16 protein-coding genes are annotated in these 18674 nt (G+C 39.1%); 11 read left to right on the top strand and 5 right to left on the bottom strand.

The features are described from left to right. Nucleotides 1–20 precede the first annotated feature (20 nt). The 5 genes from pgaD to ppsR all read right to left on the bottom strand — a co-directional run bounded on the left by pgaD (nt 21) and on the right by ppsR (nt 7209). Nucleotides 21–479, bottom strand: a complete 459-nt coding sequence (gene pgaD, locus ACS604_RS05745) for a poly-beta-1,6-N-acetyl-D-glucosamine biosynthesis protein PgaD (RefSeq protein ID WP_474770690.1) — start codon at nt 477–479, stop codon at nt 21–23. Further along, nucleotides 476–1723, bottom strand: a complete 1248-nt coding sequence (pgaC, locus tag ACS604_RS05740; protein WP_474770688.1) for a poly-beta-1,6-N-acetyl-D-glucosamine synthase — start codon at nt 1721–1723, stop codon at nt 476–478. Before pgaC ends, pgaD begins: the two co-directional genes overlap by 4 nt. Further along, nucleotides 1723–3549: a poly-beta-1,6-N-acetyl-D-glucosamine N-deacetylase PgaB gene (gene pgaB / locus ACS604_RS05735; RefSeq protein ID WP_474770685.1), complete on the bottom strand. Its 1827-nt coding sequence runs from the start codon at nt 3547–3549 to the stop codon at nt 1723–1725. The genes pgaC and pgaB overlap by 1 nt, the downstream gene beginning before the upstream one ends. Beyond that, nucleotides 3549–5987: a poly-beta-1,6 N-acetyl-D-glucosamine export porin PgaA gene (gene pgaA, locus ACS604_RS05730; RefSeq protein ID WP_474770683.1), complete on the bottom strand. Its 2439-nt coding sequence runs from the start codon at nt 5985–5987 to the stop codon at nt 3549–3551. Before pgaA ends, pgaB begins: the two co-directional genes overlap by 1 nt. 385 nt (nt 5988–6372) lie before the next feature. After that, nucleotides 6373–7209 (bottom strand): posphoenolpyruvate synthetase regulatory kinase/phosphorylase PpsR, encoded by an 837-nt coding sequence (ppsR, locus tag ACS604_RS05725; protein ID WP_004791471.1) that lies wholly within the window; start codon nt 7207–7209, stop codon nt 6373–6375. Nucleotides 7210–7356: 147 nt separating this feature from the next. Here ppsR and ppsA point away from each other — a divergent pair, with 147 nt between their 5' ends. The 11 genes from ppsA to dnaB all read left to right on the top strand — a co-directional run bounded on the left by ppsA (nt 7357) and on the right by dnaB (nt 18659). Beyond that, complete coding sequence (gene ppsA / locus ACS604_RS05720; RefSeq protein ID WP_171065147.1) at nt 7357–9744, top strand: phosphoenolpyruvate synthase; 2388 nt, start codon at nt 7357–7359, stop codon at nt 9742–9744. 64 nt (nt 9745–9808) lie between these two features. Then, the gene (locus ACS604_RS05715; protein WP_004791466.1) at nt 9809–10564 is read left to right on the top strand and encodes an RDD family protein; all 756 of its coding nucleotides are present in this window, start codon (nt 9809–9811) and stop codon (nt 10562–10564) included. Nucleotides 10565–10880: 316 nt separating this feature from the next. Next, nucleotides 10881–11915 carry a ubiquinol oxidase subunit II gene (gene cyoA, locus ACS604_RS05710; RefSeq protein WP_004791463.1) on the top strand — a complete coding sequence of 345 codons (1035 nt, stop codon included), beginning with the start codon at nt 10881–10883 and terminating at the stop codon, nt 11913–11915. 3 nt (nt 11916–11918) lie between these two features. Next, entirely contained in the window at nt 11919–13910 is a 1992-nt protein-coding gene (gene cyoB / locus ACS604_RS05705) for a cytochrome o ubiquinol oxidase subunit I (protein ID WP_004791462.1), read from the top strand. Nucleotides 13911–13914: 4 nt separating this feature from the next. Beyond that, nucleotides 13915–14535, top strand: coding sequence for a cytochrome o ubiquinol oxidase subunit III (cyoC, locus tag ACS604_RS05700; RefSeq protein WP_005306751.1), 621 nt, complete (start codon nt 13915–13917; stop codon nt 14533–14535). After that, nucleotides 14535–14864 (top strand): cytochrome o ubiquinol oxidase subunit IV, encoded by a 330-nt coding sequence (locus ACS604_RS05695; protein WP_004643325.1) that lies wholly within the window; start codon nt 14535–14537, stop codon nt 14862–14864. Before cyoC ends, ACS604_RS05695 begins: the two co-directional genes overlap by 1 nt. A 10-nt stretch (nt 14865–14874) precedes the next feature. Then, nucleotides 14875–15753, top strand: a complete 879-nt coding sequence (cyoE, locus tag ACS604_RS05690; protein ID WP_004791458.1) for a heme o synthase — start codon at nt 14875–14877, stop codon at nt 15751–15753. A 184-nt stretch (nt 15754–15937) separates the two neighbouring features. After that, nucleotides 15938–16321 carry a 30S ribosomal protein S6 gene (gene rpsF, locus ACS604_RS05685; RefSeq protein ID WP_004791455.1) on the top strand — a complete coding sequence of 128 codons (384 nt, stop codon included), beginning with the start codon at nt 15938–15940 and terminating at the stop codon, nt 16319–16321. A gap of 11 nt (nt 16322–16332) precedes the next feature. Beyond that, the gene (gene rpsR, locus ACS604_RS05680) at nt 16333–16560 is read left to right on the top strand and encodes a 30S ribosomal protein S18 (RefSeq protein ID WP_004791454.1); all 228 of its coding nucleotides are present in this window, start codon (nt 16333–16335) and stop codon (nt 16558–16560) included. An 8-nt stretch (nt 16561–16568) separates the two neighbouring features. Then, nucleotides 16569–17015, top strand: coding sequence for a 50S ribosomal protein L9 (gene rplI, locus ACS604_RS05675; RefSeq protein WP_004700828.1), 447 nt, complete (start codon nt 16569–16571; stop codon nt 17013–17015). Between the two features lie 198 nt (nt 17016–17213). Beyond that, nucleotides 17214–18659 (top strand): replicative DNA helicase, encoded by a 1446-nt coding sequence (dnaB, locus tag ACS604_RS05670; protein WP_004791451.1) that lies wholly within the window; start codon nt 17214–17216, stop codon nt 18657–18659. Nucleotides 18660–18674: the final 15 nt, after the last annotated feature.

The following is an 18674-nucleotide window of genomic DNA, read 5'->3' as shown; positions in this document are numbered from 1 at the left end:
TTTAAGCCATGCTTTTTTATTTACTCATACTTTTGCAAATTGCCATGATCATCGTAATGCAAAATGACACGTTGTTTCTTTTGCAATTCACTTAACATCTCGGAACTAACCGAAAATTGGGCAGCTAACAGTTCAACAGAACTATTAGGCGCCTTAGCTCTTCGGTCCTCGCCACTAAACCTAATCCAGTTATAACTCGCCCATAAAATTAAAATGAGCGCACTAATTCCAATGAGCAAAGCTAAATGTAATAAAGTCTTAACTTCTGATATATGGTCAACCCAGACATAATCATAAATTAAGTGTCCTTCAAAAACCCATAAAAATAGTGAAACCAATGGAAACAACAACCACATCAAACAAAACCAACCGATGGTTTGTAATGTATAATTTGCCGTTTTATTTTTGACGTATTCTGGCTGGTCAATATATTCAGGGATATCTAACGTTTCGATATCCTTATTTTCCTCAAGTTTCATGGGTTATCTCCACGGAAGCCTCGGTCTGGGCTTACCCAGCGGGCACGTTTTTTAGTGTTAAATAAAGTCTTTGGTACCGCAACAACACTTGTGAACAAAGTCAGTAGCCAGAAAAATAACGGATACCAAATGACCCAAAAATAATTTCTAAAGAAGCGGCTACGGTCATAGCGTTGATCAATCCACAGACTCACCAAAAACTGGATTAAACATGTGCCACCGAGTATTACACCGTACCACTGTGGCATAAGCGTTTTGATCTGCCATTGCTGAGGCAACTCAATAAACAATCCCACAAAAAATAGCGTAAAGATCAGAATCATGACATAAGACCAGATAATACTGACTAGTGCCTCAATCATGACTGGCCACATTCTGCGAACACGAAGTTTGAACATTTGTGGAATATATTCTATAAGAACCTCTACCCCACCTTGAGCCCAACGAAGGCGTTGCTTCCATAACCCTTTAAATGTCTCAGGCATATAGATATAACAAAGCGCTTGTGGAATATACTGAATATCCCAATGGTCGAGCTGTAGCTTCCATGAAATATCAATATCTTCGGTAATTTTATCATCTGACCAAAAACCGACTCGAACGAGTGCTGTTTTACGAAATGCCGCAATCACACCCGATACTGTAAAAATACGACCATATGTACGCTGCGCACGTTTAATCAAACCAATAATCGAAGAAAACTCACCAACCTGTAATTTTCCTAAAATACTAGATCGGTTTAAAATTCGTGGGTTGCCCGTTACAGCACCAATTCGCGGGAAGTTAATAAATGGCTGCATTAACCAAAGTACGGCGTGCGGATGTAACAATGCATCGCCATCAATACAAACAAGATATTCGTATTTACTCACCAATACTCCAGATCTTAAAGCTACGGCCTTACCCTGATTTTCTGCTAAGTGCACAACCCGAAGTCGTGAATCTTGTGCTGACAATTCATCTAGAATTTCAACTGTCCTGTCACTACTTCCATCATTAACGGCGATCACTTCAAAATTAGGATATTTGGTTTGCAGTGCATAACGAATTGTTTGGCGTACTTGGGCTTCTTCGTTAAAACACGGAATGATGATACTGCATCCTTCGCTGGTCGGTTCAGGAAGTGCTTGTTCGCGGTATTCTCTTTTAAAGAAGAACCAAAGTCCCCCTACCATCCATGTCCAAGCCATCAGTAAGGGATATAAAAAGGCAAAAGCAAATAGAATATCAAGTAATACTCTCATTACTTTTTCCCCTCTACCAATTCAGCAAAAGGCTGATACATCACAGGACTAGCATTCAGACTAATTGGATTATACAAATATTGATGAACATCTTTTGATTTTTCAAAGTCATAGCCATCGATACCAAATTTCTGGATTCCTACTCGCTGAATCGAAAAAAGTCCTTGCTGTACTTCTTCCCAAGCAGTTTTTTGCGAGTTTTCTGGTAATTCTAAAGTCAGCATTATTCTTTGCTTATCATTTTCATTAAGTGTATTTAAAAGCATTAGCAACTCATTAAATTGCTTTTTCTTACCAATCACATCGAACTTCAAATTGACTAAATCATGTTGTAATAAAAGCGTTTTGATAAGCTCAGGTAGCTTTTCCACATGATCTAAATCAGGTGTAAGTAATAAACTAAACTGCGCCTGATTACTCATATTTAAATAAGGTTTGACCGCTTTTTTAGTCATTTGACTCAGTTGTGCGAGCTGTTTTGATTGCTCAATACAACTGTTTTCTTGCACTGTTATTTTTTGCATTGCGCAGTTTAAAGCTGTTCCCGCATTGAGCTGAACACCGCTTAAATTACTGTTAAAGCGTGCGATATCTTTAGCCAAATCTACTGTTAAAAATGGCTTATCTCTTTTAGGATAAGCTGGCAGTTCTAATATTACCGATTGACCTGCCCGAGTTTGAGCCTGCCATAAACTACGGTTTAAAATATCCTGTTGAACAGGCATTTTATCTGTAGGGAAATAAGCAACATCGTATTGCCCATCTCCATCTTTATCTTCCAAAGGCTTTAAGATTAGAGCATTGTTTTTTAGGCTATATAGTTTTGATAACAACTGCCCTAGTTTTTCATCGGTCTGAGCATTTTGTTGAGCTGCTAATTGCTTTAAATCCATACTCACAAAATGACGTGGTTGCTTAAATAAATCTGACTCTTCAAAGTTCAAAATATTTAACATGCCTTCGGTGAGCTGTTCAGCTGTAGGGTTACCTATAACCAAGCTACGCTTGAAAGTTGAATCATTCACACGATTCATACCATCACGCCCCAAACTGAAAGAAAACTCAAAACCGGCTTGCTGCGCTAGTTTTTCCAGTTGCTCATTCACAGCGCCATAAGGCCAAATAATTGCTTTCGGATTAACACCAACTTCTTTTTTCAAAACAGCGTAGGATTTTTTCAAATCCTGCAAAATACGTTGTTGATATTCTGCATCAGTTTCATAACGTGATTGCGATTTTAAATAGGTATAAGAAGTTGCAGCCGGTTGCTCATTGCCTTGAGGATTGGCCAATACACCATGATGCAAATCATCACTATGGCTTGCAAACTCGGCTAACCCCGATGCTTGCATTTCACGAACTTGAGCCCAGTTCACCAAGTTACCCTGCCCATAAGCTTCATAACCTGCCTGAGTATTGCCATTTAACCAACTGGTTGGAAGAGCAAAAACTGCTGGAATTTTATATTGCTTAAGTAAAGGAAATACTCGGCTATAACTACTCAACGCACCATCATCGAAGGTAAGTAGAATAGAGTTATGAGGTAATTCTTTACTTTGCTTACGCGCCTCTTCAATATCTTTCAGACGAATTGGTTTCCAATCAGACTGACTGAGCCAATCAAGAAATTGCGCCAGATTATTAGTCTGAATCGCATAAACATCACGGTCGCCTTCCTTTAGTACGTCATCTCTCACATCATGAAAAGTTAAAGAAACCGTATGATTTTTTGGTAGTTCAGTTTCAATGCGGGCATGAGAAAACTGTACGGGTAATAATGTTGAAGCAAACACACAGCTCAACATTTTTAACTTCATATTATTCATTAAAAACGCCCTTCAAATCCAAAAATACCGTAGGTATGTTGTTCATCATGACCGTCGTATGGATGGTATTGCCAACCAATTCCATAATTAAGTTGCCAGGTCCGTGAGAGCTGCCATTGATGTTGATATTGCAAAGAATATGTTGGTCGAGCTGAGTAATCTGCTTGTTTATAAAGCCCGACTCCAGCTTCAAAATGCTGCTTAAATGAGCGTTCATATTCTCGCCAAGTGATCCAGTCATGGCTTAAATTCAACTCAGCACTGTAGTGATTGCTTGGGCTAAAGTAAGCTGTCTGATCTTGGCTATTACTGCCATAAAATCCACGAACGGTTCCGTAGGTAATATGGTGAGGCGCATCAAATAATCGCTCGCGCCAAAAAGTAGAAAATTCTTGTTGTTTATTACCATCGCTTATATCGGTTAAGCCATAACTCGCCCCAATTTGACGTGACTCATCTTTTTGCCATGTCAAAGCGGCACGGTAAGCTTGCCCATCCTCACCAGCGTCAATTGCCTGCAATGGAATATTAGCTTGACTGTCATATTGCAATTGATATTGCCAGTGGTCGTTTAACCATTGCGACCAATCAAGACGGACCCCTGCTTGTCCACCATCTGTACTTTGCGACAAAATTGCCGACAACGCCTTACGGTTTGCTTGCCACTCAGCACCGACGCCATAACGTTGGTCATGCACATCACCAAAACGATATTCTCCGAAACGATCTTGATGCCAAGCAAATAGGCGATAATTATCTTTAATCCACGGGCTATTAAGACGAGTTTCCATTTCACGGTCTTTTAAACCATTTTGCCCACTCACAGAATCGCTATTCTCTGCTTTACTTTGGCCCCAAGTTGTTGAGTGCGAGATGGTTGCTCTATCACGATCGTCTAACTCTTTTCGACTTTTAACTACACCGCTATCTTCAGGATAATATTGCAAAAGAGTTTCTGTGCTTTTGCGCCACTCAGGAATATCCCCTAACGCCTGAGCATTTTGCATCTGGTTAATTCGAGTATCTTTAGCAACTGGTGTTAAGCCATTTAAACGATCAATTGTTTGTTTGGACTGTAAAGGTTTATCTCTCCAACGCTCAACACGAGCTAAATTATTAATTAAACCTTCGTTGGCAGGTGCAAGATCTACTTGTTTCTGGAAATGTTTTTCTGATTGATCCAAATGATTTGCATAAGCTAAATGCATACCTTGTAAAGCAATATAATCATCACGATCAGGGTGGCTCGATTTATCCACCCCTTTGGCTTGACTATATTTATACGTAGGGATTAACCGATCAACATCACTTAAAAGTTGTTCAGCTTCTTTATATTTTTCTTGTTCAATATAAGAATAATAAAGCCCCGTATATACCGTCATATCTGAATAGTTTTTTTCAGTCAGTAAGGTTTTAAAAGCAAGCTCAGCTTGTTGCGGCTGTCTTTCAGCCAAATAGCTATCAGCTATTGCATGACGAATATAGGCAGGTAGTTTTTCTAGAGGTACATTTAATTTAGTAAATTGATCTAATACCGTACGGCTACGTCCGCGGAAATCTAATGCATATATATAGTCATAATGGAATCTTAAATAATTAGGATCTGACGGTTGAATCAAAGGCTGCATTTGCTCGCCTTGCTTTAACACAGTATCAAGCTCAGCAAAAGCTTCACTATCTGCCATGCCTTCCCGATTCAAATATTTATAACGAGTAATTGCGTTATTTACACGTTGAGAAAATTCACTGACTTGTAGCCAGTGTTGCAACGATTCTGTTTGTGGATTTTTATCGCTGGCAAGCAATAACTGCTGAGCCTTGTTATAGGCCCCTACAGCCGCTAAGTCGTAACTGTATTCTTGTAAAACTGCGAAAGACTTCGGCTGCTGCTCATATGCTTGTTCAATTACAGATAAAGCATCTACAGGCGAATTGATAAGTCGATATGCATAGGCGATTTGTACAAGTTGATCAGTCTTCAGATTTTTAGTATTAATCTTTGCTAACTGTACTTTGCTATTTACAACATCTTTAGCTTCAGCATATAAAACTGCTAGCAAAATCTGTCCATCAGGCGTTTTTTGAATATTAAATTTATTTGACCAAGCAATCGCATCTTTAAAGTGTTTAAAATCACGTAAATTACGTATTAAAGGTAACTGTCCATATTCTGGAAAAGTAACTAAATTAATATTCGCTAAATGCTGAGAAAAAGTTACTAGATCTTTTTTTTCATTTGACATTACAACTAAATAATCAGCTAGCAATTTTTGATCATGCGGATAGGTTTTTAGCAATTGATCTAGTTGCAATATTGCTTGGTGAGTTTGTCCAGTTTTGTAAGTATGAATAGCTTGCTCTCGCAATTCATCCATTTGAGCGGCATATAAATTAAGTGGCAAGATATATACCAATGAAAAAACACATTTTTTTAGCATTTTGATAATCGGATAGTCCCATATCGAGGTGGGAAAGTATAATTAAAATCAAAAACTAATCACACAATACAAAAATAGTGTGATCTATTTATCACTTTTAAGTATTTGATGTATTTTTACATGATTTTTAAAAATATTTAGAAAAATTAATTAATTAGAATTTTTAAACTCACTCAAATATATACATTTCTTTTCAATACTCTTATTTTATTTCACAATTGGATCATAAAAACCTTACAGGCTGATAACCAATAAAAACGTTTTAATAACTTTTTGTTTTATATTTAAAACTTTTATTTTTCTCATGTTTTATATTTAAAACCATTCAATTTAATCACAAATAAATATATATAAATTGAATGGTTAAAATAAAGGTTTGACTAAATTAACCAATACGACGTTTTAATCCTGTCATTTGTAAAACGCGCGTTGAAATTTCTTCAATCGACATTTCCGTCACGTTTAAATATTTAATCCCTTCTGAAATATAGATTCCTTCAATTGCTCTAAGTTCCATTTGGCATTGACTAAAACTTGCATAGCGACTATTTGCCTTACGCTCACTGCGAATCGCAACTAATCGCTCAGCATCAATCATTAAACCAAACAATTTACTGCGATGCGGTCTTAGTACTGCTGGCAAACGGTTATCATCCAAATCTTCTTCTGTTAAAGGATAGTTTGCAACACGGATACCGAATTGAAGAGATAAGTAAATAGAAGTTGGAGTTTTACCCGAACGAGAAACGCCAATTAAGATTAAATCCGCTTTATCATAATGACGAGTACGCGCTCCATCATCATTATCAAGCGCAAAATGAACAGCATCAATACGAGCTTTATAAGATTCAGAATCGGTTACGGCATGTGTCTGCCCAACTAATGTCGTAGGAGGCGTACCTAACTCTTGTTCTAATTTGCTGATTAAACCTTCAAACACATCAAGATTAACTGCTTTAGCGGTATTAATGATTTCTCGTACGTGTGGATCAACTAAAGTGTCAAAGACTAAAGGTAGACAACCATCTTTGGTTTGACATCTATTAATTTCAATCACAACATCCATTGCCGCTTCTTCAGTTGTAATATACGGCATGATATGAATATCAAAATCAACATTGGGAAATTGTGCTAATAACGAATGTCCAAGAGTCTCGGCAGTAATTGCAGTTCCATCAGAAATAAAAAAAACGCTCCGTCTAAACTGTTTACTTTCTGACATTAAAATTCTCCTTAAACATTTGTCTTAGTGCTATATAATCTTTATAGTAAACTGATCTTACATGACTGTCGCTTAGTATAATTCTCAACTAAGCACTTTATTTTTATAATTTCATGCCAAGATAGACATTAATACTGCAAAAGTGGAGTGAAAACTTTGGAAGCGCGCGTAATCGGTCTAGAAAAATTAGGGAAACACGATGTCGAACTCGTAGGTGGGAAAAACTCATCTTTGGGTGAAATGATCAGCCATTTATCAAATGCTGGTGTATCGGTACCTGGCGGTTTTGCAACTACTGCTGATGCCTATCGTGAGTTCTTAGATCAAAGCGGTCTTAACGCTCGAATTCAAGCAGAACTTGCTCAACTCAACGTCGATGACGTAAATGCTCTTGCAGAAACAGGCGCTAAAATTCGTCAATGGATTGTAGAGACTCCACTCACTGCAGCCCTAGAACAAGAAATTCGCGCCGCTTTTACAACTCTTTCTAACGGCAACCCAGAAATCGCGGTTGCCGTTCGTTCATCTGCAACTGCTGAAGATTTACCAGATGCTTCATTCGCAGGTCAGCAAGAAACTTTCTTGAATATTCGCGGTATTGATAACGTTCTTATTGCGATTAAAGAAGTATTTGCTTCTTTATATAATGACCGCGCGATTTCTTACCGTGTACACCAAGGTTTTGACCATGACGTTGTTGCACTTTCTGCAGGTGTTCAGCGTATGGTTCGCTCAGAAACTGGCGCTGCGGGTGTAATGTTTACACTTGATACTGAGTCTGGTTTCCGCGAAGTTGTATTTATTACAGCATCTTATGGTTTAGGTGAAATGGTTGTACAGGGTGCAGTTAACCCAGACGAATTTTACTTATCTAAACCATTATTAAATGCTGGTAGACATTCAGTTTTACGCCGTAACCTTGGTTCAAAACACCAGAAAATGATTTATGGTGAAGAAGGTTCTGCTGGTAAATCAGTTGTTGTTGTTGATGTTGAAAAACAAGAGCGCCAACAATTTGCTTTAAATGATCATGAGTTACAAGAGCTAGCTAAACAAGCGCTTATTATTGAGCAGCATTACGGTGCGCCAATGGATATCGAATGGGCAAAAGATGGCGATGATGGTCAAATTTACATTGTTCAAGCTCGCCCTGAAACAGTAAAAAGCCGTCAAAATGTAGGCACAATGGAGCGCTACCTTCTTAAACAAAGAGGTACTGTTCTTTGTGAAGGCCGTTCAATTGGTCAACGTATTGGTTCTGGTAAAGTCCGTATCATTAATTCAATTAAAGAAATGGACAAAGTTCAAGAAGGCGACGTTCTTGTATCAGATATGACCGATCCTGATTGGGAACCGGTAATGAAGCGTGCGGCGGCAATTATTACTAACCGCGGTGGTCGTACATGTCACGCGGCAATTATTGCACGTGAACTTGGTGTACCTGCTATTGTAGGCTGTGGTAACGCAACAGAAGTATTGACTGATGGTCAAGAAGTAACTGTTTCTTGTGCTGAGGGTGACACTGGCTTCATTTACGAAGGTGCTTTAGATTTTGAAGTTCAACGTAACTCAATTGAATCTATGCCTAAGCTATCGTTCAAAATTATGATGAACGTAGGTAACCCTGACCGCGCGTTTGACTTTGCTCAAATTCCAAATGAAGGTATTGGTCTTGCTCGTCTTGAGTTCATTATTAACCGTATGATCGGCGTGCATCCTAAAGCCCTACTCAACATTGATAGCCTACCGCGTGAAACTCGTGCTGCGGTTCTAACTCGTACTGCGGGTTATGCTTCACCAGTAGATTTCTATGTTGAAAAATTGGTTGAAGGTATTGCGACTCTTGCTGCTGCATTCGGTGACAAGCCTGTTATCGTTCGTATGTCTGACTTCAAATCAAATGAATATGCAAACTTGATTGGCGGTAAGTTATACGAGCCTGAAGAAGAAAACCCGATGCTAGGTTTCCGTGGTGCAAGCCGTTATGTATCTGATAACTTCCGTGACTGTTTCGAATTAGAATGCCGTGCACTTAAAAAAGCTCGTGATGAAATGGGTTTAACCAATATTCAAATCATGATTCCTTTTGTACGTACTGTATCTGAAGCAAAACGCGTTATTGAGTTACTTGCACAAAATGGTTTGAGACGCGGTGAGAATGGCTTAAAAGTAATCATGATGTGTGAATTACCAACTAACGCTTTGTTAGCTGAACAGTTCCTAGAGCATTTTGATGGCTTCTCTATTGGTTCGAATGACTTAACTCAGTTAACCCTAGGTCTTGACCGTGACTCAGGTATTGTTTCACACCTATTTGACGAGCGTGATGCAGCAGTTAAAGCACTTCTTTCAATGGCAATTCATGCGTGCCGTAAAGCGGGCAAATATGTAGGCATCTGTGGTCAAGGTCCTTCAGACCATCCAGATCTTGCAAAATGGTTAATGGAACAAGGTATTGAGTCTGTTTCTCTTAATCCAGACTCAGTTTTAGATACATGGTTCTTCCTTGCTGAAGAAAAAATCAAGCAAATCTAATATGTTATAAAAAAAGGCCCATCCGTGGGTCTTTTTTCATCTTTAGAATAGAGAATTTTTATTTATGCAAATTTACTTGGCACGTAATAATCAACAAGCTGGGCCTTACACCTTAGAACAAGTAAATCAAATGTTGGCTAGCCAACAAATTTTGTTAACTGATTTAGCTTGGCATGAAGGCATGACAGAATGGAAAGCTTTAGGAGAATTAACCCAAGGTAAACTTGTATATCAACCTATCGGTTATTCTGCACCTGTCATAAACACAAACAGCTCACCTAACGAAACTATTCGTCAAATTCGTGTAGAACCTAAAATTCACGAACTTGCCTCTATTCCATCTCGAGCTTTGGCAAAAATTATTGACTTATTGCTTTGGTTACCAATAGCCGCAATTCCGTCTTTTTTCTTTAATGAATCTCAGTATAAGCAATTATTTGAATTGCAAAAACAAATGCAATCAGCTGAAGTTGCTTCAACTAAAGCAGCAGAGCTACAACATCAACTTTTTACTTTAATTCCTATTGAAGCTTGGCATTCTATGCTTGTTTACGTCGTAATCATGCTTGCAATTCAAGCCTTTCTTTTAACAAAATATGGGCAAAGTATAGGTAAGAAAATTGTTGGAATTAAAATTGTAGATGCCGAGAGCAATGGTAAAGTTAATTTAACTCGCATCTTCTTATTAAGAAGTATTGTTTTCATCATACTCAACTTGTTGTTTATGCCTATTAGTACAATTATTGACTACGCTTTTGCATTAGGGCAAAAGAGACAGGCACTACATGACAAAATTGCAAGAACAAAAGTGATCAAATGATAGTGAATGACTCATTCATTTAAGGTCTAAAAAAAAAGGAGGCACCTCGCCTCCTTTTTTCTATAGAGAGTTGATATTTAAATAAAAGCTCCATATAGATTGGATACCCTACAAAAAAAATCGGGTTTTAAAACAATTATTTCAGACTACTTTATGTATAGCTTAGTTTGTCGATATGAGGCATAATGCCCTACAACGTAGCGGTGTCATATAATTGAGAAGTCTAAATTTAAGGATTAGCGTTCTCAATCATGCGACACTTTAATCGCTATCCCATATTTAATTAGGGAATGGGACTCTTCACCGAGGTTGTAAAATGAGACAAACGATTTTAGCTGTATTGTCTTTATCAACGCTTGCCGCACTTTTGACTGGGTGTGGTGGTGATATGGTACTTCTAAACTCTAAAGGTCCAGTTGGTCAAGGTCAAAGTGACCTTATGATGACTGCGATCTATTTAATGTTACTTGTGGTGATTCCTTCAATCATCATGGCATTATGGTTTGGTTGGAAATATCGCGCGTCAAATAAAGATGCAGACTATAAACCTACATGGGCACACTCAACTACAATTGAAGTTGTAGTATGGGGTATCCCTGTCATTATTATTGGTATTCTAGCTTGGTTAACTTGGTGGGGTTCCCACAAGTATGACCCATACCGTCCTTTAGAATCAGATAAAGCTCCTTTAACTATTCAAGTTGTTGCAGAACAGTTTAAGTGGATCTTCATTTATCCTGAACAAAACATTGCAACTGTTAACGAAGTACGTTTCCCTGAAAAAACTCCGTTAAGCTTTAAAATCACCTCTAACTTTACAATGAACTCATTCTTCATTCCACAGTTAGGCGGCCAGATTTATGCAATGGCAGGTATGCAAACTCACCTTCATTTGTTAGCAAATGAAACTGGCGTATATCGTGGTTTCTCTTCTAACTACTCAGGTTACGGTTTCTCTCAAATGCGTTTCAAGGCGCATAGTGTTACAGAGCAACAGTTCAACGAATGGGTAGCAGCTGTAAAAGCGGGTAATGGTTCTACTATTAATCCAGAAGCAGTTCAAAAAACTACGCTTGACCAAGCTGAATTAGCAACCTTACGTGATGGTGACCGTTCTAAGCACCAGATCGAGCATTTAGTAAATCGTGCTAAAGCTGCTGGTGATCAAGAAGCGCTTGCTAAAGCTGAAGCTATGAAACCGTTCCCGACTAAGCCACACCCTGTGACTTATTACTCTTCAGTTGAACCACAATTGTTTGAAACAATTATCAACCATTATATGAGTAACTATCATGGTGTTGACCACTCTGCTGCGCATGCAACAGCTGAACACGCTGCTCAAGGGGAATAAGACATGGATATGATTTTTGGTAAACTGGGTTGGGACTCTATCCCGACAGAGCCAATCGTGCTTGTCACCATGGTCCTTATGGCACTTGGTGCAATTGTTGTGCTTGGCGGTATCACCTATTTCAAAAAATGGGGATACTTGTGGAATGAGTGGTTTATTACGGTAGACCATAAAAAAATTGGTATCATGTACATTCTTGTATCTGTGGTCATGCTTTTGCGTGGTTTCGCCGATGCAATTATGATGCGTCTACAACTTTTCCTCGCTAAAGGCGGCGGCGAAGGTTATCTACATCCAGACCATTACGACCAGATCTTCACCGCACACGGTGTAATCATGATCTTCTTCGTAGCAATGGGTCTTGTTGTTGGTATGATGAACATCTCTGTACCATTACAGATTGGTGCTCGTGACGTTGCATTCCCATTATTGAACTCTTTAAGCTTCTGGTTATTCGCTGGTGCTGCTGGTTTGATGATGCTTTCACTTGTATTAGGTGAATTTGCTGCGACTGGTTGGATGGCTTACCCTCCTCTGTCTGGCATTCAATATTCTCCTGGTGTAGGTGTTGACTACTATATCTGGGCACTTCAGGTTTCTGGTCTAGGTACGCTTTTATCTGGTGTTAACTTCTTCGTTACCATCATAAAAATGCGTGCACCTGGCATGAAATTAATGGACATGCCTATTTTTACGTGGACTTCACTTTGTACGGCTGTATTAATCATTGCATCGTTCCCTGTATTAACAGGTACACTTGCAATGTTAACTCTAGACCGTTACTTCGGTTTCCATTTCTTCACAAATGAGCTTGGCGGTAGCCCAATGCTTTATGTGAACTTGATCTGGACATGGGGTCACCCTGAAGTATATATCTTAGTATTACCAGCATTTGGTCTATACTCAGAAATCGTTGCAACCTTCTCTCGTAAAGCGTTGTTCGGTTACAAGTCTATGGTGTATGCAACTATCGCGATTACAGTTCTTGCGTTCGTTGTATGGCTTCACCACTTCTTTACCATGGGTGCTGGTGCGAACGTTAACGCGTTCTTCGGTATCATGACCATGGTTATTGCGATTCCTACTGGTGTGAAAATCTTCTCTTGGTTATTCACCATGTATAAAGGTCGCATCACCTTTACTACTCCAATGTTGTGGACGCTTGGCTTCCTTATTACATTTGGTATCGGTGGTTTAACTGGTGTACTTATGGCTGTTCCACCTGCGGACTTCCTTGTACACAACTCATTATTCTTGATCGCTCACTTCCATAACGTAATTATCGGTGGTGTGGTGTTTGGTATGTTTGCCGGCATCATTTACTACTGGCCAAAAATGTTTGGTTGGAAGCTCAATGAAGCATGGGGTAAAGCTGCGTTCTGGTTCTGGTTCTTCGGTTTCTATTTTGCATTCATGCCACTTTATATCCTTGGTTTCATGGGTATGACTCGTCGTTTGAATACATATGACAACCCAGAATGGGATCCTTACCTTGCAATTGCATTATTTGGTGCTGTTCTCGTTGCGATTGGTATTGCATGTTTCTTAATGCAAATCATTGTTGGTTTCTTACAACGCAAAGACAACATGGACCTTACAGGCGATCCATGGGATGCACGTACGCTTGAATGGGCGACTTCTTCCCCTGCTCCGTTCTATAACTTTGCGCATGAACCAGATGCAAGCGGTATTGACCGTTTCTGGACTGACAAAGAAAATGGTGTAGCATACGCACGTAACACTAAATATGAAGACATCCACATGCCGACTGATCGTGCTGCTGGTTTTGTCATTGCAATGTTCATTACTCTTCTTGGCTTTGCACTCATCTGGCATATTTGGTGGCTCGTTGTTGTTTCATTCGTTTCAGCTGTTGTTAGCTTGATCGTAAGCTCATTCACTAAGAATGTTGATTACTACGTTCCTGCTGCTGAAGTTGAGCGTATTGAAAACGAACGCTATGCTTTACTTGAAAAACACTTGAAGAAGGACTAAGGAAATGGCTGAAGTACTTCATCACGACAACCACGGCCACGATGGTCATCATGAACATGATGATACTGACTTAACGGTCTTTGGTTTCTGGACATACTTGATGAGTGACTTGATTCTTTTCGGATCACTCTTCATTGCGTTCGCTGTATTAAGCAGTCATATTCCACCAGGAACTCCAAGTGCATATGACCTGTTCCATGATTCATTAGGCTACGTTTTAACTGAAACATTTGCCTTATTGATTTCATCGGTAACTTTCGGTTTTGCTGTACTTGCATCTTATAAAAAGAATGTAAATCAAGTTATTACTTGGTTATTTATTACATTCCTTTTTGGTGCAACGTTCATTGGAATGGAGCTTTATGAGTTCCATCACCTTGTAGAAGAAGGTCATGGTCCAACTCACAGTGCATTCTTATCATCGTTCTTTACTTTGGTTGGTACACACGGTATCCACGTAACTTCTGGTTTAGTGTGGATGTTGGTATTGATGTATCAAATCAAAACTAAAGGTTTGACATTACCGAATACACGTCGTCTAGCTTGCTTAAGCTTGTTCTGGCACTTCCTTGACATCGTTTGGATCTGTGTATTCAGCGTCGTTTACTTACTGGGAGTTCTCTAATGAGTAGTCATGACCATAATGCTGCAGGTGCGTCACACGGTAACTTTAAGCAATACACTGTTGGATTTATCCTTTCTGTTATCCTCACCATCATCCCGTTCGGGATGGTGATGGCGGGTGGTTTCAGTCGTGGCATCTTAGTTACAGTAATTGCTATCGCTGCTGTTGCTCAGGTTCTTGTACAACTTGTGTACTTCCTACACATGAATACATCATCTGAACAACGCTGGAATATGATTGCATTCATCTACACAATCTTATGTATCGCTGTGCTTTTAATCGGTTCTGTGTGGATTATGAATTACCTTCACTACAATATGATGATCTAAACTGATTGTCATGTTGAAAAAATATCTATTCCTGACTAAACCAGGAATTCTCTTCGGTAATTTCATTACCACCTTAGGCGGCTTTTTCTTAGCCGCCCAAGGCTCTATAGACATCTTATTATTACTACTCACCTTACTTGGAACAACTTTAGTTGTCGCTTCTGGTTGTGTTGTAAATAATGTGATAGACCAAGACATCGACACAAAAATGCAGCGCACGCAAAACCGTGCATTAGTCAAAAAAACCATCTCTCCTACTGTTGCACTTATATATGCATTTGTTCTTGGACTTATCGGTTTTAGTATTTTGTGGTTTGGTGTAAATGCTTACGCTTTCTTGTTTGCAATGATTGGTTTTATTGTCTATGTCGGTTTTTATAGTTTGTGGACAAAACGTACCTCAATTCATCAAACCGTCATTGGTAGTATTTCCGGAGCGAGCCCTCCTGTTATTGGTTATACAGCAGTAACTCATCATTTTGATGTAGCCGCTTTACTTTTGTTTTTAGCTTACGCGCTATGGCAAATGCCACATTCATGGGCAATTGCTATTTATCGTTTTGACGATTACAAAAATGCGGGAATTCCCATTCTGCCTGTTGCACGTTCTATTTATCGTACGAAAATAGAGTGTGTCATTTATATTGTGTTGTTTGCAGCCGTATTGAATGGTTTATATTGTTTTGGCTATACCAATATATTTTTTCTAGTAACCTTTAATGCATTAACAGCATATTGGTTCTATTTATCAATTATTGGCTTTAAAGCTGAAAATGACCAACTTTGGGCTAAACGTTTTTTCCTTTACTCGGTCATATTAATTACCCTGTTAAGTTTGAGCTTTAGCTTTACCTATCAATCCCCTGCTCCAAATCTTCCTCTCTTTTAAATAAGGGAGGATTTCCTCCTCGATAGTAAAGAAGTTTTACTTTTCTCATCAAAAGATTTGTTTTTAGTCGAACTTTTACTTATAATTCAGCCTTCGCAAATTTTGCGACATAACTTTCAAGTTATGACTCCTTGCTTCTAATTTTTTATTTATTAGGGGCTGTTTAAACCGTAAGGAGCTGACAATGCGTCATTACGAAATCGTACTTTTAGTACACCCAGATCAAAGCGATCAAGTTGTAGGTATGGTTGAACGCTATATCTCTCAGATCAAAGAAGCTGAAGGTCAAATTCACCGTTTAGAAGATTGGGGCCGTCGTCAATTGGCTTACCCAATTAACAAAATTCACAAAGCGCACTACATTCTTATGAATGTTGAGTGTGGTCAAACTACACTTGATGAGTTAGAAGAATTGTTCCGTTATAATGACGCGATCATTCGTAACCTTATCATTCGTCGTGAACACGCAATCACTGAAGAGTCATTGCTTGCTAAAAGTGCTGAAGAAAAGCGTGCGCGTAAAGCTCAACGTGAAGAAGCACAGCAAGTTGCTCAAGACGCTGAATAAGGAGAACATCAATGGCACGTTTTTACCGTCGTCGCAAGTTCTGCCGCTTTACAGCTGAGAATGTTGTGTACATCGACTACAAAGATATCGATACTTTAAAACAGTACATCACTGAAAACGGCAAGATTGTTCCTAGCCGTATCACTGGTACTAAAGCTCGTTATCAACGTCAATTAGCTCTTGCTATCAAGCAAGCTCGCTACTTGTCTTTGATTCCGTACACTGACAACCATAAGTGAGGTGATCTGTGGACGTTATCTTATTACAACGCATTAAGAACCTTGGTAAATTAGGCGATAAAGTATCAGTTAAAGCTGGTTACGGCCGTAACTTCCTTATCCCTCAAGGTAAAGCAGTTGCAGCTACTGAAGCTAACACTGCTGCTTTCGAAGCTCGTCGCGCTGAACTTGAAAAGCAAGAAGCTGAAATTTTAGCTGCTGCTCAAGCACGTGCTGAACAATTGAATGAAGTTAACATCGTTATCACTGCTAAAGCTGGTGACGAAGGTAAACTCTTCGGTTCTATCGGTACTCGTGACATCGCTGACGCTTTAACGAATGCTGGTCTTACAGTTGACCGTGCAGAAGTTCGTTTACCGAATGGCGCGCTTCGTCACACTGGTGAATTCAACATCGCAATCCAATTGCATCATGATGTTGTTGCAGAAGTTCTCGTTACTATCGTATCTGAGTAATTTCTCATCAAAAAAAGAGCATGCTTCTGCATGCTCTTTTTTTATGTGCCCTATTTTTAAAATAAGATATATTAATTCCTGATCAGTTCTTTAGTTTAATTGGTTTTTTAATTAGGTAGTTTATTTCATTTTGTTTTAAGATAGTTCTCGGCCTCACAGGCTATTTGCGTACATCTTTCTTTATCATCAGGTCTAATTATGTCTCAGGCGAATGCCACTTCTTTAACTCTTTCATCTCCAACAGAAAATAAGACGAGTGAATCAGGCCAACTTAAAGAGTTTCGCACTCCCCCACACAATTTAGCCATTGAGCAGGCTGTTCTTGCGGCCTTAATGACAGTTGCCGAATCTTTTGAGCAAGTCAGCGACTTATTAAAAGAAAATGATTTTTATGCAACACGTCACAAATATATCTATCGTGCCATTGAGAAACTAGCACAAGAAAACTCTCCTTATGATGCTGTATTAGTAAGTGACTGGCTATTAAAACAAAATTTACTCGATGCAATTGGTGGCGAAGAGTATTTAATGCAGCTTATGGCTGATTCGCCATCAAGTTTCTATAACTTAGAAACGTATGCCAGTAAAATTAAAGAGTTCTCTACACTTCGCAGCATGATTAAAGTCAGTACTGAAATTTTACAAAATGCTTATGACACAAAAGGTCGTGGCGTTAGTGAAATTCTAGACTTGGCCGAAACGAGTATTTTCTCTTTAGCAGAACAGCACAATAACAATAAAAAGGATGCAGGTCCCAAATCTATTAGCTCTGTTACTGCCGATGTAATTAGTAAACTTGATGAACTCTCAAAACTAGATGGCAATATTACAGGTTTAACCACAGGCTTCTTAGAACTTGATAACAAAACATCAGGTATGCAGCCAGGTGACTTAATTATTGTTGCTGCACGTCCATCGATGGGGAAAACTACTTTTGCCATGAATTTGGTTGAAAGTGTTTTGCAATATAACAAGCTACCCGCTCTGGTATTCTCTATGGAGATGCCAGCAGACTCGATTGCGATGCGTCTTATTTCTGCAATGGGTAAAGTTCACCAAGGGCATTTACGTTCGGGTAACTTAGATGCAGATGAATGGACCAAGGTGACTGGTACCATTTTACAACTTCAACAAATGCATTTGTATATTGATGACTCATCTGCCCTACCTCCAACGGAACTTCGTGCCCGCGCTCGACGCGTTGCAAAAATGCATGATGGCAAAATTGGATGTATCATGGTCGATTACTTGCAGCTCATGAAAGTTCCAGGCATGGGTGATAACCGTGTAGGTGAGATTTCCGAAATTTCACGTAGCTTGAAAGCATTAGCAAAAGAAATGCAATGCCCAGTTATCGCACTTTCCCAGCTCAACCGAAGTCTGGAAAACCGTCCAAATAAACGCCCAGTAATGTCCGACTTACGTGAATCTGGTGCGATCGAGCAGGATGCCGACTTAATTATGTTTATTTACCGTGATGAGGTTTATAACAAAGAGTCGAAAGAAGCTGGTACCGCAGAAATTATTATTGGTAAGCAGCGTAACGGTCCGATTGGTTCAGTCCGTCTTGCCTTTGAAGGTCAATATACTCGATTTAGTAATCTCTCTCCTGAGTATTACAGCCAATATGATGATGAAGAATAAACTCTATCTCTAGCC

This window comes from Acinetobacter sp. Li1LvA2 (genome assembly GCF_056156705.1).
Note: the sequence above shows the minus strand (reverse complement) of the source record. Positions and strands in the feature narration are given on the sequence as shown.

Excerpts from the sequence above, each read along its gene's own strand:
- pgaC (WP_474770688.1), bottom strand. The coding sequence starts at position 1,723 with ATGAGAGTATTACTTGATATTCTATTTGCTTTTGCCTTTTTATATCCC.
- cyoB (WP_004791462.1), top strand. The coding sequence starts at position 11,919 with ATGGATATGATTTTTGGTAAACTGGGTTGGGACTCTATCCCGACAGAG.
- pgaB (WP_474770685.1), bottom strand. The coding sequence starts at position 3,549 with ATGAATAATATGAAGTTAAAAATGTTGAGCTGTGTGTTTGCTTCAACA.
- rpsF (WP_004791455.1), top strand. The coding sequence starts at position 15,938 with ATGCGTCATTACGAAATCGTACTTTTAGTACACCCAGATCAAAGCGAT.
- cyoE (WP_004791458.1), top strand. The coding sequence starts at position 14,875 with ATGTTGAAAAAATATCTATTCCTGACTAAACCAGGAATTCTCTTCGGT.
- cyoC (WP_005306751.1), top strand. The coding sequence starts at position 13,915 with ATGGCTGAAGTACTTCATCACGACAACCACGGCCACGATGGTCATCAT.
- cyoA (WP_004791463.1), top strand. The coding sequence starts at position 10,881 with ATGAGACAAACGATTTTAGCTGTATTGTCTTTATCAACGCTTGCCGCA.
- ppsR (WP_004791471.1), bottom strand. The coding sequence starts at position 7,209 with ATGTCAGAAAGTAAACAGTTTAGACGGAGCGTTTTTTTTATTTCTGAT.
- pgaD (WP_474770690.1), bottom strand. The coding sequence starts at position 479 with ATGAAACTTGAGGAAAATAAGGATATCGAAACGTTAGATATCCCTGAA.
- ACS604_RS05695 (WP_004643325.1), top strand. The coding sequence starts at position 14,535 with ATGAGTAGTCATGACCATAATGCTGCAGGTGCGTCACACGGTAACTTT.
- rpsR (WP_004791454.1), top strand. The coding sequence starts at position 16,333 with ATGGCACGTTTTTACCGTCGTCGCAAGTTCTGCCGCTTTACAGCTGAG.
- ACS604_RS05715 (WP_004791466.1), top strand. The coding sequence starts at position 9,809 with ATGCAAATTTACTTGGCACGTAATAATCAACAAGCTGGGCCTTACACC.
- dnaB (WP_004791451.1), top strand. The coding sequence starts at position 17,214 with ATGTCTCAGGCGAATGCCACTTCTTTAACTCTTTCATCTCCAACAGAA.
- pgaA (WP_474770683.1), bottom strand. The coding sequence starts at position 5,987 with ATGCTAAAAAAATGTGTTTTTTCATTGGTATATATCTTGCCACTTAAT.